The 21,662-nt window shown below is 73.6% G+C and carries 26 protein-coding genes and 1 riboswitch; of the genes, 24 read left to right on the forward strand and 2 right to left on the reverse strand.

Annotation, left to right across the window (positions count from 1 at the left end):
* Positions 1-29: 29 nt before the first annotated feature.
* The 14 genes from mihF (at position 30) to JT1_RS04320 (ending at position 11,910) form a co-directional block, all read left to right on the forward strand.
* Positions 30-347 carry an integration host factor, actinobacterial type gene (mihF, locus tag JT1_RS04255; protein WP_068323604.1) on the forward strand — a complete coding sequence of 106 codons (318 nt, stop codon included), beginning with the start codon at positions 30-32 and terminating at the stop codon, positions 345-347.
* Positions 344-901 carry a guanylate kinase gene (gmk, locus tag JT1_RS04260; protein ID WP_068323606.1) on the forward strand — a complete coding sequence of 186 codons (558 nt, stop codon included), beginning with the start codon at positions 344-346 and terminating at the stop codon, positions 899-901. Before mihF ends, gmk begins: the two co-directional genes overlap by 4 nt.
* 24 nt (positions 902-925) lie before the next feature.
* Complete coding sequence (gene rpoZ / locus JT1_RS04265; RefSeq protein ID WP_068323608.1) at positions 926-1,237, forward strand: DNA-directed RNA polymerase subunit omega; 312 nt, start codon at positions 926-928, stop codon at positions 1,235-1,237.
* A gap of 14 nt (positions 1,238-1,251) precedes the next feature.
* Entirely contained in the window at positions 1,252-2,496 is a 1,245-nt protein-coding gene (gene coaBC, locus JT1_RS04270) for a bifunctional phosphopantothenoylcysteine decarboxylase/phosphopantothenate--cysteine ligase CoaBC (RefSeq protein WP_068323610.1), read from the forward strand.
* Positions 2,497-2,570: 74 nt separating this feature from the next.
* Positions 2,571-3,794, forward strand: a complete 1,224-nt coding sequence (gene metK / locus JT1_RS04275) for a methionine adenosyltransferase (protein WP_068323612.1) — start codon at positions 2,571-2,573, stop codon at positions 3,792-3,794.
* Between the two features lie 59 nt (positions 3,795-3,853).
* The gene (locus JT1_RS04280) at positions 3,854-5,845 is read left to right on the forward strand and encodes a primosomal protein N' family DNA-binding protein (protein WP_068323615.1); all 1,992 of its coding nucleotides are present in this window, start codon (positions 3,854-3,856) and stop codon (positions 5,843-5,845) included.
* A gap of 27 nt (positions 5,846-5,872) precedes the next feature.
* Entirely contained in the window at positions 5,873-6,805 is a 933-nt protein-coding gene (gene fmt / locus JT1_RS04285) for a methionyl-tRNA formyltransferase (protein ID WP_068323617.1), read from the forward strand.
* Entirely contained in the window at positions 6,802-8,289 is a 1,488-nt protein-coding gene (locus JT1_RS04290; protein ID WP_068323620.1) for an RsmB/NOP family class I SAM-dependent RNA methyltransferase, read from the forward strand. Before fmt ends, JT1_RS04290 begins: the two co-directional genes overlap by 4 nt.
* 3 nt (positions 8,290-8,292) lie before the next feature.
* On the forward strand, positions 8,293-8,676 hold the full coding sequence (locus tag JT1_RS04295; protein ID WP_068323623.1) for a VOC family protein: 384 nt from the start codon (positions 8,293-8,295) through the stop codon (positions 8,674-8,676).
* A gap of 33 nt (positions 8,677-8,709) precedes the next feature.
* A complete protein-coding gene (gene rpe, locus JT1_RS04300) occupies positions 8,710-9,366 on the forward strand; it encodes a ribulose-phosphate 3-epimerase (RefSeq protein ID WP_068323626.1) in 657 nt (218 codons plus the stop codon).
* 136 nt (positions 9,367-9,502) lie between these two features.
* Positions 9,503-9,633, forward strand: a riboswitch (FMN riboswitch).
* A gap of 16 nt (positions 9,634-9,649) precedes the next feature.
* Positions 9,650-10,363, forward strand: coding sequence for a nicotinamide mononucleotide transporter family protein (locus JT1_RS04305; RefSeq protein WP_068323629.1), 714 nt, complete (start codon positions 9,650-9,652; stop codon positions 10,361-10,363).
* A gap of 11 nt (positions 10,364-10,374) precedes the next feature.
* Positions 10,375-10,638, forward strand: a complete 264-nt coding sequence (locus tag JT1_RS04310) for a phosphoribosyl-ATP diphosphatase (protein WP_055995812.1) — start codon at positions 10,375-10,377, stop codon at positions 10,636-10,638.
* A 10-nt stretch (positions 10,639-10,648) separates the two neighbouring features.
* A complete protein-coding gene (gene hisG / locus JT1_RS04315; protein WP_082807462.1) occupies positions 10,649-11,488 on the forward strand; it encodes an ATP phosphoribosyltransferase in 840 nt (279 codons plus the stop codon).
* On the forward strand, positions 11,476-11,910 hold the full coding sequence (locus JT1_RS04320) for a PH domain-containing protein (RefSeq protein ID WP_169701842.1): 435 nt from the start codon (positions 11,476-11,478) through the stop codon (positions 11,908-11,910). Before hisG ends, JT1_RS04320 begins: the two co-directional genes overlap by 13 nt.
* Here the strand turns inward: JT1_RS04320 and JT1_RS04325 are convergent.
* Positions 11,897-12,457: a nucleoside/nucleotide kinase family protein gene (locus JT1_RS04325; RefSeq protein WP_245634666.1), complete on the reverse strand. Its 561-nt coding sequence runs from the start codon at positions 12,455-12,457 to the stop codon at positions 11,897-11,899. The genes JT1_RS04320 and JT1_RS04325 overlap by 14 nt on opposite strands.
* 41 nt (positions 12,458-12,498) lie before the next feature.
* On the opposite strand from JT1_RS04325, the gene hisF reads away from it, so the two are divergent.
* On the forward strand, positions 12,499-13,287 hold the full coding sequence (gene hisF, locus JT1_RS04330; RefSeq protein ID WP_068323635.1) for an imidazole glycerol phosphate synthase subunit HisF: 789 nt from the start codon (positions 12,499-12,501) through the stop codon (positions 13,285-13,287).
* A gap of 95 nt (positions 13,288-13,382) precedes the next feature.
* Here the strand turns inward: hisF and JT1_RS04335 are convergent, their stop codons facing one another.
* Positions 13,383-14,021, reverse strand: coding sequence for a TIGR03085 family metal-binding protein (locus JT1_RS04335; protein WP_068323639.1), 639 nt, complete (start codon positions 14,019-14,021; stop codon positions 13,383-13,385).
* 107 nt (positions 14,022-14,128) lie between these two features.
* On the opposite strand from JT1_RS04335, the gene hisI reads away from it, so the two are divergent.
* The 9 genes from hisI to lgt are packed head-to-tail and all read left to right on the forward strand — an operon-like array spanning position 14,129 to position 21,648.
* Complete coding sequence (hisI, locus tag JT1_RS04340; RefSeq protein ID WP_068323648.1) at positions 14,129-14,512, forward strand: phosphoribosyl-AMP cyclohydrolase; 384 nt, start codon at positions 14,129-14,131, stop codon at positions 14,510-14,512.
* Entirely contained in the window at positions 14,509-16,080 is a 1,572-nt protein-coding gene (locus JT1_RS04345) for an anthranilate synthase component I (protein ID WP_068323650.1), read from the forward strand. The genes hisI and JT1_RS04345 overlap by 4 nt, the downstream gene beginning before the upstream one ends.
* Positions 16,077-16,667, forward strand: a complete 591-nt coding sequence (locus JT1_RS04350) for a Trp biosynthesis-associated membrane protein (protein WP_068323652.1) — start codon at positions 16,077-16,079, stop codon at positions 16,665-16,667. The genes JT1_RS04345 and JT1_RS04350 overlap by 4 nt, the downstream gene beginning before the upstream one ends.
* Positions 16,668-16,676: 9 nt before the next feature.
* Positions 16,677-17,468 (forward strand): indole-3-glycerol phosphate synthase TrpC, encoded by a 792-nt coding sequence (gene trpC, locus JT1_RS04355; protein WP_068323917.1) that lies wholly within the window; start codon positions 16,677-16,679, stop codon positions 17,466-17,468.
* Complete coding sequence (trpB, locus tag JT1_RS04360; protein ID WP_245634667.1) at positions 17,465-18,721, forward strand: tryptophan synthase subunit beta; 1,257 nt, start codon at positions 17,465-17,467, stop codon at positions 18,719-18,721. Before trpC ends, trpB begins: the two co-directional genes overlap by 4 nt.
* The gene (trpA, locus tag JT1_RS04365; RefSeq protein ID WP_068323658.1) at positions 18,718-19,515 is read left to right on the forward strand and encodes a tryptophan synthase subunit alpha; all 798 of its coding nucleotides are present in this window, start codon (positions 18,718-18,720) and stop codon (positions 19,513-19,515) included. The genes trpB and trpA overlap by 4 nt, the downstream gene beginning before the upstream one ends.
* Positions 19,512-19,991, forward strand: coding sequence for a DoxX family protein (locus JT1_RS04370; RefSeq protein ID WP_068323661.1), 480 nt, complete (start codon positions 19,512-19,514; stop codon positions 19,989-19,991). The genes trpA and JT1_RS04370 overlap by 4 nt, the downstream gene beginning before the upstream one ends.
* Complete coding sequence (locus JT1_RS04375) at positions 19,988-20,779, forward strand: DsbA family protein (protein ID WP_068323665.1); 792 nt, start codon at positions 19,988-19,990, stop codon at positions 20,777-20,779. The genes JT1_RS04370 and JT1_RS04375 overlap by 4 nt, the downstream gene beginning before the upstream one ends.
* Positions 20,776-21,648 (forward strand): prolipoprotein diacylglyceryl transferase, encoded by an 873-nt coding sequence (gene lgt, locus JT1_RS04380; RefSeq protein ID WP_068323667.1) that lies wholly within the window; start codon positions 20,776-20,778, stop codon positions 21,646-21,648. The genes JT1_RS04375 and lgt overlap by 4 nt, the downstream gene beginning before the upstream one ends.
* Positions 21,649-21,662: the final 14 nt, after the last annotated feature.

Genomic DNA, 21,662 nt, shown 5'->3' on the forward strand with positions numbered 1-21,662 from the left:
TCGCCGACCCGACGCCCCGGAGGCACGCCGTGAGCATCCCGCCCCTCAGCCCGCAGCAGCGTGCCCGGGCCCTGGAGCAGGCCGCCTCGGCCCGGCTCCGGCGGGCGGAGGTGCGCGAGCACCTCAAGGCCGGTCGTACCGGGGTCGCCCAGGTCCTCGAGGACGCCGGGAGCGACGACGCGCTGGCCCGGATGCGGGTCCGCACGCTCATCGAGTCCCTCCCGGGTGTCGGGCCCGTCACCGCATCCCGGATCATGGACGAGCTGGGGATCGCGGCCTCACGCCGGGTCCGCGGACTCGGCCGTCACCAGCGCACCGCACTCCAGGAGAGGTTCCCCCGGGCATGAGCACCCCCCGTCTGACCGTCCTCGCCGGACCCACCGCCGTGGGCAAGGGCACCGTCGCCGCCTGGATCCGCGAGCACCACCCCGAGGTGTGGCTCTCCGTGTCCGCGACGACCCGGCCGCCACGACCCGGCGAGGTCGACGGGGTGCACTACCGCTTCATGTCCGGCGACGAGTTCGCCGAGCAGGTCGCCTCCGGGCAGATGCTCGAGTGGGCGGTCGTCCACGGACGGGCCTCCTACGGCACCCCGCGCCGACCGGTCGAGGAGGCCCTGGCCGCGGGCAAGCTCCCCCTGCTGGAGATCGACCTGCAGGGAGCCCGGCAGGTGCGGGCCTCGATGCCCGACGCCTGCTTCGTCTTCCTCGCCCCGCCGACGTGGGAGGAGCTCGTCGGTCGGCTCGAGGGCCGCGGCACCGAGACGGCGGACGAGCGGGCGGTCCGGCTGGAGACCGCCAAGGTCGAGCTGGCGGCCCAGAACGAGTTCGACCGGGTCATCGTCAACGACGACATTCGTCGTGCCGCCGAGGAACTCGTATCATTGATGAGATCCCACTGACCCCGACGACAGGACCACCCCGACGTGTCCGGCACCACGGCCAACCCCATCGGTATCACCAACCCGCCGATCGACGACCTGCTGACCAAGGCTGACAGCAAGTACGCGCTCGTCATCTACGGCGCCAAGCGGGCCCGCCAGATCAACGCGTACTACTCCCAGCTGCAGGAGGGCCTGCTCGAGTACATCGGCCCCCTCGTCGACGCGCAGGTCCACGACAAGCCGCTCTCGATCGCCCTTCGCGAGATCAACGAGGGCCTGCTCACCAAGGAGGCCAGCGCCCCCGAGGGCGAGGACCTCCCGGCCACCGACGCGCCCGTCGCCGACGAGGCCTGAGCGGACCCCCCTTCGTGCGCATCGTCCTCGGTGTCGGAGGCGGCATCGCCGCCTACAAGGCAGCCCTCCTGCTGCGCCTGTTCACCGAGGAGGGCCACGAGGTGACCGTGGTCCCGACGGACGCCGCGCTGCGCTTCGTCGGGGCCCCCACGTGGGAGGCCCTCTCGGGCCGTCCCGTCCAGACCGACGTCTGGAGCAACATCACCGACGTGCCCCACGTGCGGCTGGGCCAGGAGGCCGACCTCGTCGTCGTCGCGCCGACGACCGCGGACCTGCTCGCCAAGGCCGCCCACGGGCTGGCCGGTGACCTGCTGACCAATGTCCTGCTCACCGCCCGCTGCCCGGTGGTGCTCGCCCCGGCGATGCACACCGAGATGTGGGAGCACGCGGCGACGCGGGCCAATGTCGCGACGCTGCGCGAGCGCGGCGTGACCGTCGTCGAGCCCGCCTCCGGGCGGCTCACCGGTGCCGACACCGGCCCCGGCCGGCTCCCGGAGCCGGAGGCGATCCACGCCGCCGCCCTCGAGGCCCTGGGCGGCTCGCCGTCCGCCGACCCGGCCCGCGGGCCCGACCTCGCCGGACGCACCGTGCTCATCAGCACGGGCGGCACCCGCGAGCCCCTGGACCCGGTGCGCTACCTCGGCAACCGGTCCTCCGGCAAGCAGGGCCTGGCCCTGGCCGAGGCCGCCGCCGCCCGGGGCGCGCGGGTGACCCTCGTCGCCGCCAACCTCGCCCTGCCCGTCCCCGACGGGATCACCGTCGTGCCGGTCCAGACCGCGCTGGATCTGCAGGCCGAGATGACCGCCCGGGCCGCGAGCCACGACGTCGTCGTCATGGTCGCGGCGGTGGCCGACTTCCGGCCCGCGGACTACGCCGAGAGCAAGATCAAGAAGACCCACGACCCGGCGGACCCCGATGCGGCGCCAACGATCCGGCTCGTGCGCAACCCCGACGTCCTCGCCGGTCTCGTCGCCGCGCGCGGGTCGTCGGCAGCACCGCTCCTCGTCGGCTTCGCCGCGGAGACGGGGGACGCGACCGGCTCGGTCCTCGAGCTCGGGCGGCAGAAGCTGGCCCGCAAGGGCTGCGACCTCCTCGTCGTCAACGAGGTGGGGACGGACAAGACCTTCGGCGCCGACGACACGAGCGTCCAGGTGCTCACCCGGGACAGCGAGGCGGTCGTGGAGATCGGCCCCGCCAGCAAGCTCGAGGTCTCGCACGGCATCTGGGACGTCGTCGTGGGCGTGTCGGCTGCGCGCTGAGCGCGCGTGCTTAGACTGGCCGGGCCCGTACCGGGCGGTCCTGGGCCGCCCTTCCACGATCATGGGAGTACTGCGTGTCCGGACGTCTCTTCACCTCAGAGTCGGTGACCGAGGGTCACCCCGACAAGATCTGCGATCAGATCTCGGACTCGATCCTCGACGCCATGCTCGAGGCGGACCCGCGCAGCCGCGTGGCCGTCGAGACCATGGTGACCACCGGGCTCGTGCACATCGCCGGTGAGGTCTCCACCGAGGCCTACGTCGAGATCCCGCAGCTCGTCCGCACGGTGATCGCCGACGGCGTCGGCTACGACTCCTCCGACAAGGGGTTCGACGGCCGCTCGTGCGGCGTCTCGATCTCCATCGGCCAGCAGAGCCCGGACATCGCGCAGGGCGTGGACACCGCCTACGAGAACCGCACCGGCGGCGTGGACCCCAAGGACAAGCAGGGCGCGGGTGACCAGGGCCTGATGTTCGGCTATGCCTGCCAGGACACCCCGGAGCTCATGCCGCTGCCGATCTTCCTCGCGCACCGCCTCGCGCAGCGCCTCACCGAGGTCCGCAAGAGCGGCGAGCTGGACTACCTGCGCCCGGACGGCAAGACCCAGGTCACCATCGACTACGACGGCGACCGCGCCGTGCGCCTCGACACCGTCGTCCTGTCGACCCAGCACTCGGCCGAGGTCGACCACGAGACCCAGCTGCCGGCGGACATCAAGGCGCACGTCTTCGAGCCGGTCATGGCCGCGCTCAAGGACTCGGGCGTCGAGCTCGACACCTCCGACTACCGGACCCTGATCAACCCCACCGGCAAGTTCGTCATCGGCGGCCCCATGGGCGACGCGGGCCTCACCGGCCGCAAGATCATCGTCGACACCTATGGCGGCATGGCCCGCCACGGTGGTGGCGCCTTCTCCGGCAAGGACCCGTCCAAGGTCGACCGCTCCGCGGCCTATGCCATGCGGTGGGTCGCCAAGAACGTCGTCGCCGCCGGCCTCGCCGGCCGCTGCGAGGTCCAGGTCGCGTACGCCATCGGCGCCGCGCAGCCGGTCGGCCTCTACATCGAGACCTTCGGCACCGAGACCGTCCCCGTCGACCGGATCCAGGTGGCCGTCAACACGGTCTTCGACCTGCGCCCGCTCGCGATCGTCGAGGAGCTGGACCTGCTCCGCCCGATCTACGCCCCGACCGCCGCCTACGGCCACTTCGGCCGGACCGAGGCCGCCGGCTACGACAACTCCTTCCCGTGGGAGCAGACGACCAAGGTCGAGGCGCTCCAGGCAGCAGTCAGGGGCTGAGCCACAGCGGTCGACCGGGCGGGGTGTCGCTGACACCCCGCCCGGTTACCTTGGTCCCCGTGCGCGTCGCCCAGGTCCTCGTCGACTCGGGGCTGGTCCATCTCGACCGGCCCTTCGAGTACCTCGTGCCCGAGGCCCTCGACGAGGCGGCGCAGCCCGGTGTCCGGGTCAAGGTGCGCTTCGCCGGGCGTGACCTGCCCGGCTACGTCCTCGAGCGGACCGAGGTCGCCGAGCACACCGGTCGCCTCGCCGAGGTCCGCACCGTCGTCTCGCCGGAGCCGGTGCTGACCCCCGAGGTCCTCGAGCTCGCCCGACGCCTCTCCCGGCACCAGGCCGGCACGGTCATGGACGTCCTGCGCCTCGCGGTCCCGCCCCGGCACGCACGTGCGGAGAAGGCGTTGCCGCTCGACCCGCCCACCTGCGACCCGGCCACCGAGGCAGGGGAGGCGGGTCCCCCTTCGCCGGAGACGACGGCGGGGGTCCCGCAGGTCTGGGCGGGCTACCGGGCGGGGGCCGCGTGGTGGTCACGGGTCGCGGCGGGCGAGTCCCCTCGCGCCGCCTGGCTCGCCGCCCCCGGGCGGCCTGTGGATCAGGACTGGCCGCGGGCCCTCGCCGAGGCCGCCGGGGCCGCCCTCCGCTCCGGCCGGGGGAGCGTCGTCGTCGTGCCCGACCAGCGGGACGTCGCCCGCGTCGACGCGGCCCTGACCGAGGTGCTCGGGACGGGGCAGCACGTGCGCCTCACCGCCGGCCAGGGACCGCAGGCGCGCTACACCGCGTGGCTGAAGGTGCTGCGCGGTCACGTGCGCGTCGTCGTCGGCACCCGCGCCGCCGCCTACGCGCCCGTGCGCGACCTCGGGCTCGTCGCCTGGTGGGACGACGGGGATGACCTGCACCTCGAGCCCCGCTCGCCCTACGCCCACGTCCGCGAGGTGCTCACCACGCGCGCCGACATCGAGGACGCCGCGCTCCTCGCCGGCGGGCTCGCCCTCTCGACCGACCTCGCCGCGCTCGTCGACGTCGGCCGGGTGCACCTCGTCGGCGGCATCACCTCCCGCCGCGAGGCCCCGCAGGTGCTCGTCGCCGGTGAGGGGACCGACGAGGAGCGGGACGGGCCGGGCGCCCGGGCGCACATCCCCTCGTCCGCGCACCGCGCCGCCTCCGCCGCCCTCGAGCACGGTCCCGTGCTGCTGCAGGTGCCGCGCCGCGGATACCTCCCCGCGATGTCCTGCGCGAGCTGCCGAGCGCCGGCGCGGTGCCCCGAGTGCCGAGGTCCGCTCGCGCTGCCCTCGCCCGACCGGTCGCCGGAGTGCGGGTGGTGCGGCAAGGTGCCCCGCGGCTTCGTCTGCCCGCACTGCGACGGCGACCGGCTGCGCGCCGGGATCATCGGCGCGCGACGGACCGCGGAGGAGATCGGGCGGTCCTTCCCGGGGACCCGCGTCATCACCTCCGGTGCAGGAGAGGTCCGCGAGGGCGTCGGCGCGGAGCCGACGATCGTGGTGGCCACCCCCGGTGCCGAGCCCGTGGCCGAAGGGGGGTACGCCGCCGTGCTCCTGCTCGACGCGTGGGCGAGCCTGGACCGGCCCGACCTGCGCGCGGGGGAGGAGGCGGTGCGGCGGTGGTTCGCCGCGGCGGGGCTGGCCCGCTCCTGGGCCGACGGCGGCACGGTGGTGCTCTGCGGTGCGCCGGGCCACGTGACGATCCCCCCGGTCGAGGCCCTCGTGCGGTGGGACCCGCAGTGGTTCGCGGCGCGCGAGCTGGCCGAGCGGGCCGAGCTGTCGCTGCCGCCGACGACGTGGACCGCCGAGGTGGTCACGGACCGCAAGCGCGTCGAACCGATCGAGCAGGCCGTGCGCGCCGCGGCGCCCGACGCCGCGGTGCTCGGGCCGCTGCCGGTACCCGGCGCGGACCAACGACGACGACTCGTCGTCACCGCCCCCTTCGCCGACGGGCCGCTCGTCGCCGCGGCGCTCAAGGACGTGCGCGCGGGGGAGAGCGCCCGCAAGGCGCCTGACCTGACCTCGGTCCGGGTGGGGCATCTGAGCATCGGGTGAGCGTGGCGGCCAACTAGACTCGCGCAGGTGCGACTGATCTTTGCCGGGACCCCCGAGGTCGCCGTCCCCTCCCTGCGTGCCCTGCTCGACGCCGACCACGAGGTCGTCGCCGTCGTCACCCGACCCGATGCACGGGTCGGGCGCGGCCGACGCCTCGGGTCCTCCCCGGTCAAGGTCCTCGCCCAGGAGGCCGGGCTCGAGGTGCTCACGCCGACCAGCCCGAAGGACGAGGACTTCGTCGCCCGCCTCACCGAGCTCGCCCCCGACTGCTGCCCGGTCGTCGCCTACGGCGCCCTGCTGCCGGTCCGGGTGCTCGACATCCCGGCGCACGGGTGGGTCAACCTGCACTTCTCGCTGCTGCCCGCCTGGCGCGGCGCCGCACCCGTCCAGCGGGCGCTCATCGCCGGCGACGAGATCACCGGGGCGAGCACCTTCCGGATCGAGGCCGGGCTCGACACCGGGCCGGTCTTCGGCACGATGACCGAGCGGATCCGGCCGGACGACACCTCCGGCGCGCTCCTGGAGCGGCTCGCGGGCGCCGGCGCGCCGCTGCTCGTCGCGACGATGGACGGGATCGCCTCGGGAGACCTGCAGCCGCGGCCCCAGCCCGACGAGGGCGTGAGCCACGCCGCGAAGATCACCGTCGAGGACGCCCGGGTCGACCTTCGCCACCCGGCGATGGCCGTCGACCGCCTCGTGCGCGGCTGCACGCCCGCACCCGGCGCCTGGACGACCTTCCGGGGGGAGCGCCTGAAGCTCGCACCCGTGACGATCACCGACGAGCAGCTGCCCGCCGGGACCATCGACGCCCGCAAGCGCGAGGTGCTCGTCGGCACCGCCGACCGCGCCGTGTGCCTGGGCGAGGTGACCCCCCTGGGCAAGAAGCCGATGCCCGCTGCCGACTGGGCCCGCGGGGTCCGCATCGGGGCCGGGGAACGGCTCGGAGAGGAGAGCGCATGAGCCAGGACCGTCCGCACCACCGGGGGCCGCGGCAGAAGTCGCGCACCGCACCCTCCGCCCGGGCCCGTCGCGCCGACGTCCCCCGCTCGACCGCCCAGCAGGTGCTGCGTGCGGTCTCGCAGGACGGCGCCTACGCCAACCTCGAGCTGCCCAGGGCCCTGCGCCGGGTGCGCCTGTCCGGACGGGACGCGGCCTTCGCCACCGAGCTGACGTACGGGACCCTGCGGATGCAGGGCCTCTACGACGCGGTCATCGCCGAGGCGTCCCAGCGTCCCGTGAGCAAGCTCGACGGCGGGGTGCTCGACGTGCTGCGCATGGGCGCCCACCAGGTCCTCGGCATGCGCGTGCCCGAGCACGCCGCCGCCGACCAGTCCGTCGCCCTCGCCCGCGCCGCGGCCGGTCAGGGTGCCGCGGGCCTCGTCAACGCCGTCATGCGCCGCATCGGCGAGCGCAGCCGCGAGGAGTGGCTCGAGCTCGTCACGCCGACCGAGCCCGTCGCCGAACGGTTGGCCGTGTCGCAGTCGCACCCGGTCTGGGTCGTCAAGGCGCTGCGGCAGGCGCTCATCGGCCACGGCGCCGCGACGCCCGACGACGCGGACGCGGAGCTCGAGGAGCTCCTCGCCGCGCACAACGTGCCCGCCGACGTCTCCCTCGTCGCCCGTCCCGGCTTGGCCGACGTCGACGAGCTGCTCGCCGCCGGCGCGCAGCCCGGGCGGTGGTCCCCCTTCGCCGCCGAGCTCGAGAGCGGTGACCCCGGCGCGCTCGATGCCGTCCGCGAGGGCCGCGCCGCGGTCCAGGACGAAGGGAGCCAGCTGCTCGCCCTCGCGCTCGCCGCCGTGCCGGTCACCCCGCGCAGCGTCGGTGCACCCGAGCGGTGGCTCGACCTGTGCGCCGGGCCCGGTGGCAAGGCAGGCCTGCTCGCGGCGCTCGCGCTGCGGCAGGGGGCCGACCTCGTCGCCAACGAGGTGAGCGAGCACCGCACGGAGCTGGTCCGCCAGAGCCTGCGCCCCGCGCTGACCAAGGCCAGGGACCACGGTCGCGAGCTCGTCGTGCGCACCGGCGACGGCCGCGAGGTCGGCCGGGACGAGCCGGAGGTCTACGACCGGGTGCTCGTCGACGCCCCGTGCACGGGGCTGGGCGCCCTGCGCCGCCGGCCCGAGGCGCGCTGGCGCCGCCAGCCCACGGACCTCGCGGGACTGGGCCCGCTGCAGCGCGAGCTGCTCGCCGCCGGCATCGACGCGACGCGCCCCGGTGGCGTCATCGCCTATGCGACGTGCAGCCCGCACCTGTCCGAGACGACCTTCGTCGTGCGCGACGTGCTCAAGAAGCGTGACGACGTCGAGGTGCTCGACGCCCGGACCTTCCTCGCCGACGCGGCGACCGCCGAGCTGACCGGGCTCGGCGACGGGCCGCACGCCCAGCTGTGGCCCCACCTGCACGGCACGGACGGCATGTTCCTCGCACTCCTGCGCAAGAAGGGCTGAACCGTGCGCGCCCTCGTCACAGGTCTCTTCGTCACCGACGTCCGCCGCGCCCACGAGTTCTACACCCGGGTGCTCGGCTGGCGCGACGTGCTCGTCGTGCCGGACGAGGAGCTGTGCATCCTCGGCCCCGGCAGCGGCTGGGAGCGGGGCTGCCAGCTCAACCTCGAGCCCGTCGAGGACGAGGTGACCCGGGCCTTCTCCCAGCACCGGTACCGCGAGGGCCTCGCCGCGATCATGCTCGCGGTCGACGACGCAGAGATGGAGTACCGCCGGCTCAAGGACCTCGGGGGCATCGTCTTCCGCGAGGAGCTGACCCGCGACGTCATCGGCCTGCACTTCCAGATCGAGGACGGGTGCGGCAACATCCTCTCGATCCACGAGGACTGACCCACCACCCGACCCCCACCAGCAGAGGACCCCGTGCAGATCTCTCCGAGCATCCTGTCCGCCGACTTCGCCAACCTGCAGTCCGAGCTGCAGGCGATCGCCACCGCCGACTGGGCGCACGTCGACGTCATGGACGCCCACTTCGTGCCCAACCTCACCCTCGGTCTGCCGATCGTCGAGTCGCTGCTGCGGGTGAGCCCGATTCCGATCGACTGCCACCTGATGATCGAGGACCCCGACCGGTGGGCGCCGCCGTACGCCGAGGCCGGGGCGCAGAGCGTCACCTTCCACATCGAGGCCGCCAAGGACCCGGTGACCCTCGCCCGCGGCATCCGCGCCCAGGGTGCGCGGGCGAGCATGGCGATCAAGCCGGGGACCCCCTTCGCCCCGTACGAGGAGCTGCTGCCCGAGCTCGACATGGTGCTCGTCATGACCGTGGAGCCGGGATTCGGCGGGCAGTCCTTCATGGCCGACCAGATGCCCAAGGTCGCGCAGGTCCGCGAGGCCGTGAAGCGCCACGGCGGTGACATCTGGGTCCAGGTCGACGGGGGAGTCTCGGCCAGGACCATCGAGCAGTGCGCCGAGGCGGGCGCCGACGTCTTCGTCGCCGGGTCCGCGGTCTACGGTGCCGAGTCGGCCGCCGCGGCCGTCGAGGAGCTGCGCGCGCTGGCGCAGGGGCACGCCCACTGACCGACCGGCCACCCCGCCGTGCACAAAGAGTCGTCCTGGTGCATCTCGTGGCGGATATCGCCACCGACTGCGTCAGGACGACCTGTTGTGCACGCCCGAATTGCCGAGCGGGCCAACCCTTCGCACAATGTCCCTGCACGTGCCACGTGACGCGGTGAAAATCCGCACCGGCGGTGAGAGCCCGCGACCCGACCGCCTGCGCGGACGGTGAACTCCGGTCAAGAACCCCGGGGCCGACGGTGAGAGTCCGGACGAGAGCGGCACGCGCGGACAAGGACGACGCATGTCCATCATCGAATGGATCTACTCGGCCGGCGTCGACATCGCCGGCTACCGCCTCTCGCTCATGGAGGTCATCGGGATCGGCTTCGGTCTCGCCTCCGCCGTCGGGGGGATGCTGCGCAGGGTGTGGGCGTGGCCGATCGGCATCGTCGGCAACGCCATCCTCTTCCTCGTCTACATCGGGATCACCGTCGGCGTGGACGACAAGGCGCCGCTCTTCGGCCAGTCCGCCCGGCAGATCTTCTTCATCGTCACCTCGCTCTACGGCTGGTGGCGCTGGCGCCAGGTGAGGTCGGCGCGGGCAGGTGGCGACGGGCACGCGATCACCCCGCGGTGGGCGAAGGGAGCCGAGCGCCTCGGTCTGCTCGTCACCGCAGTCATCGGCATCGTGATCGTCCAGCAGGTCTTCGCCGTGCTCGGTGCGGGGTGGCCGGCGCCGCGCTGGTACTTCTGGGCCGACGCGTGGATCTTCATGGGCTCGCTGCTCGCGACCTACGCCATGGCGCGCGGCTGGAACGAGTTCTGGCTCATCTGGATCGGCGTGGACCTCGTGGGGGTGCCGCTGCTGTGGCACAGCGGCTACCTGCCGACCGCCTTCCTCTACGCCGTGTACGCGATCTTCGTCGTCTACGGCTTCGTCGTCTGGCGGCGCGCCTCGCGGGCCGAGAGTCCGGACGGTGAACCCGTGGGCGAGCGGTCGCTCGTGGCGAACTAGGCTGGGCGCTCGTGAAGACCTTCGAGACCCTCTTCGACGAGCTCTCCCGCAAGGCCGCCGAGCGGCCCGAGGGATCGGGCACCGTGGCGCAGCTCGACGCCGGGACCCATGCGATCGGGAAGAAGATCGTCGAGGAGGCCGCCGAGGTGTGGATGGCCGCCGAGTACGAGAGCAAGGAGGAGCTGGCCGAGGAGATCAGCCAGCTGCTCTACCACCTGCAGGTGCTGATGATCGACGGTGGCCTCACCGTCGAAGACGTCTACACCCACCTCTGAGAGGACCGCCGTGCGCATCGCCGTGCCCAACAAGGGCTCCCTGTCCGAACCCGCCGTCGAGATGCTGCGCGAGTCCGGGTACCGGGTCCGCCGCGACAGCAAGGAGCTGATCGTCGCCGACGCCGACAACGACGTCGAGTTCTTCTACCTGCGTCCGCGTGACGTGGCCCTGTACGTCGGCAAGGGCCAGGTCGACGCGGGCATCACCGGCCGGGACCTGCTCCTGGACTCCGGCTCGGCCGCGACCGAGGTCATGGGCCTGGGCTTCGGCGGGTCGACCTTCCGCTTCGCCGGCCGGCCCGGTGAAGCGAGCAGCGCCGCCGACCTCGACGGTCGCCGGGTCGCGACCTCGTACGCCGGTCTCGTGCGCGACCACCTCGCGGCGAAGGGGGTCACCGCCGACGTCGTCCGCCTGGACGGCGCCGTGGAGACCGCCATCACCCTCGGCGTCGCCGACGCCATCGCCGACGTCGTCGAGACCGGGACCACCCTGCGCCAGCAGGGGCTGGAGGTCTTCGGCGAGCCCATCCTGCGCAGCGAGGCCGTGCTCATCCGCCGTGCCGACGCGAGCGAGGGAGGCATCGACGTGCTGCACCGGCGGCTCACCGGTGTCGTCACCGCCCGCGAGTACGTGCTGCTCGACTACGACTGCCCGGCCGAGCTCGTCGAGCAGGCCGTGCAGCTGACGCCCGGCCTCGAGTCGCCGACCGTGAGCACCCTGCACGACGAGCGCTGGTGCGCCGTGCGCTCGATGGTCCCGCGCGGCCGGACCAACCGGATCATGGACGAGCTGTACGACCTCGGTGCGCGCGCCATCCTCGTCACCGAGATCACGGCGTGCCGGCTGTGACCGTCCCCGACCGCGCGAGCGCCGCCCCCTTCCGTCCCGTGCGAGGGCGGTGGGTCTCGGCGGTCATCGCTGTCGTCATCCTCCTCGGGTCGGTCGTGCTGGCGGCGACCCTCCCCGAGCGCTTCGGGGTCATGGACCGGCTCACCTGCGCGGGCATCGGGGTCGCCGTCGCGGCCTTCCTCTCCCGCTTCGCGACGCTGCACGCCCGGCCGCGGGCCGAGGGTCTCCTCATCCGCAACCTCGGGCCCGGCGAGGTCGTGCCGTGGGAGGACATGCTCGCGATCCGCTTCTCCCAGGGGATGCCCTGGCCGCGCATCGACCTGGCGGACGGCACCGACGTCGCCGTCATGGCGATCCAGCGCTCGGACGGGGAGCGCTCGGTCGAGGAGGCCCAGCGCCTCGCCGACCTCATCGGTCGCTAGCGTCCAGCTGCGCCATCGTCAGGACCACGTGCGCCCGCTCCCGGGTGCGGTCCGCGGTGAAGACGGCCTCCTCCTGCCGCGCCCACATCTCCCAGTGGGAGGCGAAGACCGCGCCGTCGCGCGCGATGGCACGCTCCCGCCGCAGCCCGGCCGGCCCCTCGAGCCACGCGCGCGTCCCGACGAAGGGCGCCGCCGGGCCCACCGTCGCCCCGCACCCCTCGACGACCAGGCGGTCGGAGACGGGCAGCGGCAGCCGCGGACCGGGGCGCTCGGCGAGCCAGTCCCACGTCGGCACGAGCGGCTCGTCACCGCGCGAGAGCGGGAGCAGGACGTGCTCGACGAGCAGCGGGGTCGCTGCGGCCAGCCCGGACCAGCCGGGGTAGAGCGAGTCCATGGACAGCACGGGTGCCTCCCACCGGCGGGCCAGCCGCCGGGCCAGCGAGGTCTTGCCCGACCCGCTCCGCCCGTCGATGCCGATGACGTGCACCGGACCGCACGAGGGCGGCGCGCCGGCGGCGTGGGCGAGGAGCTGCTCGAGGGGCGACATCGGGGCGAAGCGTAACCGGGGGGCTCGGTAGGCTGCCCCGCGTGTCCCTCGCCGTGCGTGTCATCCCCTGCCTCGACGTCGACGCCGGACGGGTCGTCAAGGGCGTCAACTTCGAGAACCTGCGCGACGCCGGCGACCCGGTCGAGCTCGCCCGGCGCTACGGCCAGCAGGGAGCCGACGAGCTGACCTTCCTCGACGTCACCGCCAGCAGCTCGGACCGGGCGACGACCTACGACGTCGTGACCCGCACGGCCGAAGAGGTCTTCATCCCGCTCACCGTCGGCGGGGGAGTGCGCACGGTCGAGGACGTCGACCGGCTGCTGCGCTGCGGCGCAGACAAGGTCGGGGTCAACACCGCGGCGATCGCGCGGCCGGAGCTGATCAGCGAGGTCGCCGACCGCTTCGGCGCGCAGGTGCTCGTCCTGTCGGCCGACGTGCGCCGTCGGACCGCCGAGGACGGTTCTCCCGCAGGCGGGTTCGAGGTGACGACCCACGGTGGTCGCACCCGCACCGGGATCGACGCCGTCGAGTGGTGCGCGCGGGCCTCGCACCTCGGCGCGGGGGAGATCCTGCTCAACTCGATGGACGCCGACGGGACCAAGGCCGGCTTCGACCTGGAGCTCATCCGCGCCGTCCGCGCCGAGGTGAGCATCCCCGTCATCGCCAGCGGTGGTGCCGGGGCCGCCGCGCACTTCCCCCCGGCCGTCGAGGCCGGCGCCGACGCCGTGCTGGCCGCGAGCATCTTCCACTTCGGCGAGGTGACGATCGGTGAGGTCAAGGACGCCCTCGCCTCCGCCGGGCTGCCGGTCCGTCGCGGTCGCGCGGACTGAGGCTCCCCCCTTCGCCCGCCCCTGAACCCGCATTGCCCTAGGGGAATGCGGGTTCAGGTCTGCATTGCCCTAGGGGAATGCAGACGAACGGTCGCTCAGATGCCGTAGGAGGCCGTGCGGACGGTCTCGACCGCCTCCGGCGGGCCGGTGAGCTCGACCTCGGCGACGCCCTTGCGGCCGAAGCCGAAGAGGATGATCTCGCCCGGACGCCCGTGGATCTCGACGACCGGGCCGTCGCCGGAGCCGATGCGGTCGCGGCGGCGGGCGGTGACGAGCTCGACGTCCACCCCCTTCGTCCGGCCGAAGAGCAGCCGACCCATGGTGGCGAGCCGGTCCCCGAGCGCCGAGACGAGCTCGGGCGAGAGGGTGCGGCGGGGGGCGCCGAGGCGGGCGCGCAGCAGGTCCTCGTGGTGGACGAACATCTCGACGAGGTTGACCTTCTCGTCCACCGCACCGACGCTCGTCGGGTGCCAGCGGGGCGGGCCGGACCGCAGGCGGGCGACGAGGTCCTCGAAGGAGTGGCGCTCGAGCAACCGGGCCATGGCCTTCTCGGTGCGACCGGCGAGCGGCGCGGCGAGGATGCCGGCGGCCTGGTCGGGGCGGCCCTCGCGGACGACGAGGTGCGCGAGCAGCTCCGCGCTCGTCCAGTCGCCGCAGAGCGTCGGCGCGTCGGGGCCGAGGTCGAGGAGGGTGTCGCACAGTGCTTCGCGCTCGGCGCGGGCGTGGCGGGTCATGGGGCCTCCGGAGGGTCTGGGACACGTGGTCGTGCTGACGTCGCAGGGTAACCCCGCCCCGACCACGATGCGATGCGACGCGGGGGCGATCGGGCCCGGCGTGCACAATGGCAAGGGTGTCCACGCCTTCGTCCTCGCCCCTGCCCGAGCAGCTCGCGGCACGCCTGCGCCGCGACCCGGCCGGCCTCGTCGCCGCCATCGTCCAGCAGCACGACACCGGCGAGGTGCTCATGCTCGGCTGGATGGACGACGAGGCCCTGCACCGCACCCTCACGAGCGGCCGGGTGACCTTCTGGTCGCGCAGCCGTCAGGAGTACTGGCGCAAGGGCGACACCTCGGGCCACGTGCAGCACGTGCGCTCTGTGGCCCTCGACTGCGACGGCGACGCGCTGCTCGTGCGGGTCGACCAGGTCGGCGCCGCCTGCCACACCGGTGACCGCACCTGCTTCGACGCCGACGACCTCGGGGCGGTCGTGGGGGCGGACGGATGAGCGCGCCGCGCACCCAGCTGCCCGCCCTCGACCACGGGCAGACCTGGCCGGACCTCGACACCTTCACCGACCTGGCCCGCGACCGGCGCGTCGTGCCCGTCGTCCGGCGGCTCGTCGCCGACGGCGAGACCCCGGTCGGGGTCTACCGCAAGCTCGCCGGGGACGCGCCCGGCACCTTCCTGCTCGAGTCCGCCGAGCACGGCGGGGTCTGGTCGCGCTGGTCGATGATCGGCGCGCAGAGCCGAGCCACCCTCACCGAGCGCGACGGCCAGGCGCACTGGATCGGTGAGCCGCCGGCCGGTGTGCCCACCGAGGGCGACCCGACCGTGGCCCTCCGGGCGACGCTCGAGGCGCTGCGGACCGACCCGATCGAGGGCCTGCCGCCGCTCACCGGTGGCATGGTCGGGGCGATCTCCTACGACGCCGTGCGCCGCTGGGAGCGCGTGCCGAGCGAGCTGCCGGACGTCCTCGGCGTCCCCGAGCTCGGCATGGTCCTCGCGACCGACGTCGCGGTGCTCGACCACAGCGACGGCTCGCTGCTGCTCGTCGCCAACGCGATCAACTACGACGACACCGACGAGCGCGTCGAGTGGGCCCACCAGGACGCGGTCGCGCGCCTCGACGCGATGACCGAGCGCCTCGCCGCGCCCGCCGCGTCGACCGTGGCCTCGGTCGACCCCGAGGTGGTGGAGAGCGCGCGGGCGGAGGTCGAGAGCGACATCAGCGTCGAGGGCTTCGAGGAGATCGTCGACCGCGCCAAGGAGGACATCCGCGACGGCGAGGTCTTCCAGGTCGTCCTGTCGCAGCGCTTCTCGATGCCGTGCCCGGTCGACGCGCTCGAGGTCTACCGGGCCCTGCGACGCAGCAACCCGAGCCCGTACATGTACTTCGTGCGCCTGCCTCACCCCGACGGCTCGGTCTACGAGGTCGTCGGTTCCTCGCCCGAGGCCCTCGTCAAGGTCACCGGGCGCCGGGCGATCACCCACCCGATCGCGGGCACCCGCCCCCGCGGCACGTCCCCCGAGCAGGACCTCCAGCACGAGGAGGACCTCATCGGCGACCCCAAGGAGCGCGCCGAGCACCTCATGCTCGTCGACCTGGGGCGCAACGACCTGCAGCGCGTGTGCACGGCCGGCAGCGTCGACTGCGTCGAGTTCATGAACCTGCGTCGCTACAGCCACGTCATCCACCTGGAGTCGACCGTCGTCGGCGAGATGGCGAAGGGGGTCGGGGCCTTCGACGTCCTCGTCTCCACCTTCCCCGCGGGGACGCTCTCGGGCGCTCCCAAACCCCGGGCCCTCGAGCTCATCGAGCGCTACGAGCGCAGCAGACGAGGGATCTACGGCGGGGTGGTCGGCTACCTCGACTTCCACGGGGACATGGACGTCGCCATCGCCATCCGGACCGCGCTCGTCAAGGACGGGGTCGCGCACGTGCAGGCGGGGGCGGGCATCGTCGCCGACTCGGTGCCGGGCCTCGAGCAGGAGGAGACGGTGCACAAGGCGGGTGCCGCGCTCGCGGCCGTCGCGGCGGCCCGGGCGACCCGCCCCATCGGCGGTGCCCGATGAGGCTGCTCACCCGCAAGCCGGTCGTCGTGCTGCTGGCGGTCGCCGCCGGGATCGTGCTCCTCGCCGCGGGGCGTGCCGACTGGGTCACCGGGACCGTCGACGGGGTCGCCGGACCGGTGCGCGCGGCCGCGGTCGGCACCGAGGCGGCGCCCGGCCTCGCCGGCCTGGCCCTCGTCGCGATGGCCGCCTCCGTCGCCGCCACCACCTCCGGTCGGGTCGCTCGCTGGATCAGCCTCGCCGTGCTCGGCGCCGTCGGGGCGGGCGTCATCGCCCTCGCCCTGCGTGCCGTGGTCGACGCCCCCGACGTCCTCGGCAGCGTCGCGGCGACCCACTCCGGCGCGACCGGGACCCTCGAGGCGACCGGGTCGGCGACGGCCTGGCCGTGGATCGCGGTCGTGGCCGCGGGGCTGCTGCTGCTCGCCTGCGTCGGCGGTATCCTCGGCGGCCGCCGCTGGGGAGGTCTGGGTCGCAGGTACGAGCGGCCCGTCGGCGACGGGGACGGGGGCCAGGTGGGCGGCGCCCGGGGGGAACGGGTCGACTCCGACTGGGACCGGGTCACCCTCGGCGACGACCCGAGCGTCGACTAACCTGTGGCCATGCCCAGCGTCCTCGACCAGATCATCGATGGTGTCCGTGAGGACCTCGCCGGGCGCGAGGCCCGGACCCCGCTCGAGCGCCTGCGGCGCCAGTGCGACGGGCTGCCCGCGCCCCGCGACGCCGAGGCGCTGCTGAGGCGCCCCGGCCTGTCCGTCATCGCAGAGGTCAAGCGCTCCAGCCCGAGCAAGGGGGCGCTCTCCGACATCCCCGACCCGGCAGCCCTCGCCTCCGCGTACGCCGCGGGCGGAGCCACCGCCATCTCGGTGCTCACCGAGCAGCGCCGGTTCGGCGGCAGCCTCGCCGACCTCGAGGCCGTCCGCGCGGCGGTCGACGTGCCGGTCCTGCGCAAGGACTTCATCGTCACCGAGTACCAGGTCTGGGAGGCGCGGGCCCACGGGGCGGACATCGTCCTGCTCATCGTCGCCGCCCTCGACGACCGCCGGCTGTCCGACCTCATGGCCCTCGCCGGGTCGCTCGGCCTGACCTGCCTCGTCGAGGTCCACGACGAGGCCGAGGCCACCCGCGCGGTCGACGCCGGTGCGAGCGTCATCGGCGTCAACAACCGCAACCTCAAGACACTCGACGTCGACATCCAGACCTTCGCCCGGATCGCCCCACTCATCCCGGCGTCGTGCGTGCGCGTCGCGGAGTCCGGTGTCCGCGGGCCCGAGGAGGCCGCGGTCTTCGCGCGGGCCGGTGCCGATGCCATCCTCGTCGGCGAGGCCCTCGTCGTCGGCGGCGACCCCGAGGCCGGGGTGCGCTCGATGATCGCAGCAGGAGAGCAGGCATGAGCGAGTCCCGAGAGACCGAGCAGCAGACCGAGCAGGCCGACGTCCCCGCCGAGGTGCACGTCCCCGGGCGCTTCGGCGCCTTCGGCGGCCGCTACGTCCCCGAGGCGCTCGTCCCCGCGCTCGAGGAGCTCGACGAGGCCCGCCAGAAGGCGCTCGTCGACCCCGAGTTCGTCGACGAGCTGGCCCGGCTGCACCGCACGTACACCGGCCGGCCGAGCATCATCACCGAGGTGCCCCGCTTCGCGGCGCACGCCGGCGGCGCGCGGATCATCCTCAAGCGCGAGGACCTCAACCACACCGGCAGCCACAAGATCAACAACGTGCTCGCCCAGGCCCTGCTCACCAAGCGCATGGGCAAGCGCCGCGTCATCGCCGAGACGGGCGCCGGACAGCACGGGGTCGCCACGGCCACCGCCGCGGCCCTCATGGGCCTGGAGTGCCGGGTCTACATGGGCAAGGTCGACACCGAGCGGCAGGCGCTCAACGTCGCCCGCATGCGGATCCTCGGGGCCGAGGTCGTCGCCGTCGAGCACGGCAGCGCCACCCTCAAGGACGCGATCAACGAGGCGATGCGCGACTGGGTGACCAATGTCGAGCACACCCACTACGTCCTCGGGACGGTCACCGGACCCCACCCCTTCCCGGAGATGGTCCGTGACTTCCACAAGATCATCGGCGAGGAGGCCCGCGCCCAGGTCCTCGAGCTGACCGGTCGCCTCCCCGACGCGGTCATCGCGTGCGTCGGCGGCGGGTCCAACGCCATGGGCATCTTCCACCGCTTCGTCGGCGACGAGGGCGTGCGCCTCATCGGCGTGGAGGCCGGTGGCGCGGGCGTCGAGACCGGTCGGCACGCCGCGCGCTTCGCGACCGCGGAGCCCGGGGTCCTGCATGGCGCGATGAGCTACCTCATGCAGGACGACGAGGGGCAGACCCTCGAGACGCACTCGATCTCCGCCGGCCTGGACTACCCGAGCGTCGGCCCGGAGCACTCCTACCTGCGCGACAGCGGGCGGGCCGAGTACCGCTACGCCACCGACGAGCAGGTCATGGACGCCTTCCGGCTGCTCTCCCGCACCGAGGGCATCATCCCGGCGCTCGAGTCGGCGCACGCCCTCGCCGCGGCGCTCGACGTCGGCACGGAGCTCGGCCCCGAGGCCCTGCTCCTGGTGAACCTCTCCGGTCGCGGTGACAAGGACATGCACACGGCGGCCGAGTACTTCGGCTACGTCGACGGGTCCGAGGGCGGGGCATGAGCGCGCTGAGCGAGGTCTTCGAGCGCTGCCGTGCCGAGGGCCGGGCCGCCCTCATCGGGTACCTGCCGGTCGGCTACCCCGACGTCGAGGGCTCGTTGGCCGCGATCACCGTGCTCGCCGAGTCCGGCGCCGACATCATCGAGGTCGGCATGCCCTACAGCGACCCCGTCATGGACGGTCCGGTCATCCAGCGCGCGGCGACCGAGGCACTGGCGAAGGGGGTCCACGTCGACGACGTCTTCCGGGCGACGGCCGCCGCCCGCGCGGCGGGCGCCGTCCCGGTCGTCATGTCCTACTGGAACCTGGTGCTCCGTCGGGGCGTCGACCGCTACGCCGCGGACCTGGCCGCCTCGGGCGGAGCCGGCATGATCACGCCGGACCTCATCCCCGAGGAGGCGGGGGAGTGGCACGAGGCCAGCGAGCGGCACGGACTCGACCGCATCTTCCTCGTCGCCCCGAGCTCCACCCCCGAGCGGATCGCGACCGTCACCGCCGCGAGCAGCGGCTTCGTCTACACCGCGTCGACGATGGGTGTCACAGGCACCCGGGGCAGCGTCGGCAGCAGCGCGCCCGAGCTCGTCGCCCGGCTGCGCGGGGCGACCGACCTGCCGCTGTGCGTCGGGCTCGGCGTGAGCAACGGTGCGCAGGCGGCCGAGGTGGCCTCCTTCGCCGACGGCGTCATCGTCGGCTCCGCGCTCGTGGCCACCCTCATGGACCGCGGCCGCGACGAGGGGCTGGCCGCGCTCCGCGCGCTCACCACCGAGCTCGCCGAGGGCGTGCGGGGCCGGGTGTGACCACCTGCTGGCGCGACCATGTCGGCCTCCTCGCCCGCGTGGCCCTGGGCGGTGTCCTCGTGTGGGCCGGTGCGCTCAAGCTCGGCAACCCGCTCGGCTCGGCCCGGGCGGTGCAGGCCTACGACGTCCTCCCCTTCGAGGTCGCGAAGTACCTCGGCTACGGCCTCCCGTGGCTCGAGGTCGCGGTCGGCGCGCTGCTCGTCATCGGCCTCCTCACCCGCGCCAACGCGCTCGTGGGAACCCTGCTCATGGCGGCGTTCGTCGTCGGCATCGCGCAGGCCTGGGCCCGCGGGCTGACCATCGACTGCGGCTGCTTCGGCGGCGGTGGCCAGGTGGCCGCCTCCGAGACCAGGTACGGCAGCGAGATCGCCCGGGACCTCGCGCTGGCCCTGTGCGGGCTGTGGCTCGTCGTCCGTCCGGCGTCGACGTGGAGTCTCGACCGGGTCCTCTTCGGGACCACGAAGGAGTTGCAGTGAGCACCACCGACCGCAAGGCCAAGGCGCAGGCCGCCGCCAGGGGAGCGAAGGGGGGCGCCAACGTCCTCGTCGTCGCCGGCGTGGTGGTCGTCCTCGTCATCGCACTCGTCGTCGGCGGGGCCATCTGGGCCTCGACGCGCGGCGGCGACACGGCGGCGAGCAAGCAGCCCGTCGGTGTCGAGCAGGGGCAGCCGATCGAGCCCTTCAAGGACGCGAAACCCGCGGCCGACGCGCCGGTCGTCGACGTCTACGAGGACTTCCGGTGCCCGATCTGCCAGGTCTTCGAGCAGGCGATGGGCGACACGATCAACGACCTGGCCAAGGACGGCAGGATCAGGCTGCGCGTGCACCTCAAGACCGTCATCGACACCAACACCGGCGGTGACTCCTCGGCCGTCGCCGGGTCGAGCGCCGTCTGCGCCGCCGACCAGGGCAGGTGGGAGGAGTACCACGAGGCGCTCTTCGCCCTGCAGCCCGCGACGGAGACGCAGCAGGGATTCCCCGAGGGCGACTACACCCGCGCGGCGAAGGAGGCCGGTCTCTCCGGCGACGCCCTCGACGCCTGGCAGGAGTGCACGGACGAGGGCACCTACGTCGACTACGTCAGGAGCGTCGACGACGCGACCGTCAAGGACGGCATCACCGGGACGCCGGTCATCGCGGTCGGCGGGACCCAGCTCAGCTGGGGGGCCCTGATGGACCAGCAGACGGGCCGGGCGGACACCACGCGCCTGACCGAGGTCCTCACGAGCGGCGAGGTGCCGCAGGACCTGGTGCAGCAGCGGTGATCCCGGCCACGCTCCCTTCGCCCACCGTCGGGGTTCTCGCGCTCGGACCGCTGACGATCCACGCGTACGCGCTGTGCATCCTCGCCGGCATCGGCGTGGCCATCTGGATGGGCGACCGTCGCATGCGCGATCGCGGCGGCGAGGAGGGCCTCGTCCTCGACGTCGCGATGTGGGCAGTGCCCTTCGGCATCGTCGGTGGCCGGCTCTACCACGTCATCACCACCCCGCAGCCCTACTTCGGCGAGGGCGGGAGCCCCGTCGACGCGCTGAAGATCTGGCAGGGGGGCCTGGGCATCTGGGGCGCCGTCGCCCTCGGCGCCCTCGGGGCATGGATCGGCACCCGGCGGGAGGGGGTCTCCTTCCTCTCCTTCGCCGACGCCGTCGCACCCGGCGTGCTCGTCGCCCAGGCGATCGGGCGCTGGGGCAACTGGTTCAACAACGAGATCTACGGCGAGCCGACCGACCTGCCCTGGGCCGTACGCATCCACGACTGGGATGCCGGCGCCGGGCAGGCGGTCGTGGACTCCGCGGGTGACCCGGTCGTCCTGGGCACGTACCACCCGACCTTCCTCTACGAGTCGCTCTTCCTGCTCGTGCTCGCGATCGCCATCCTCGCGCTCGACCGACGGCGCCGGCTCGCGCCGGGCCAGGTGATGGGCCTGTACGTCGCCGGCTACCCGCTCGGCCGCGTCGTCATCGAGACGATGCGCACCGACGCCGCCAACACCATCCTCGGCCTGCGGGTCAACATCTGGACGAGCCTGGTCGTCTTCGTGCTCGGTGTGGTCATCTACACCGTCTGCGGGCGCCGACGCGCCGCGGACGAAAGAGACGAACATCTCACATCCCGAGATGCGCCCTCTCACTAGGTAAGACAGGCGCT

Origin of the sequence: Janibacter terrae NBRC 107853 (assembly GCF_001591405.1) — a bacterium.
Classification (GTDB): Bacteria; Actinomycetota; Actinomycetes; order Actinomycetales; family Dermatophilaceae; genus Janibacter; species Janibacter terrae.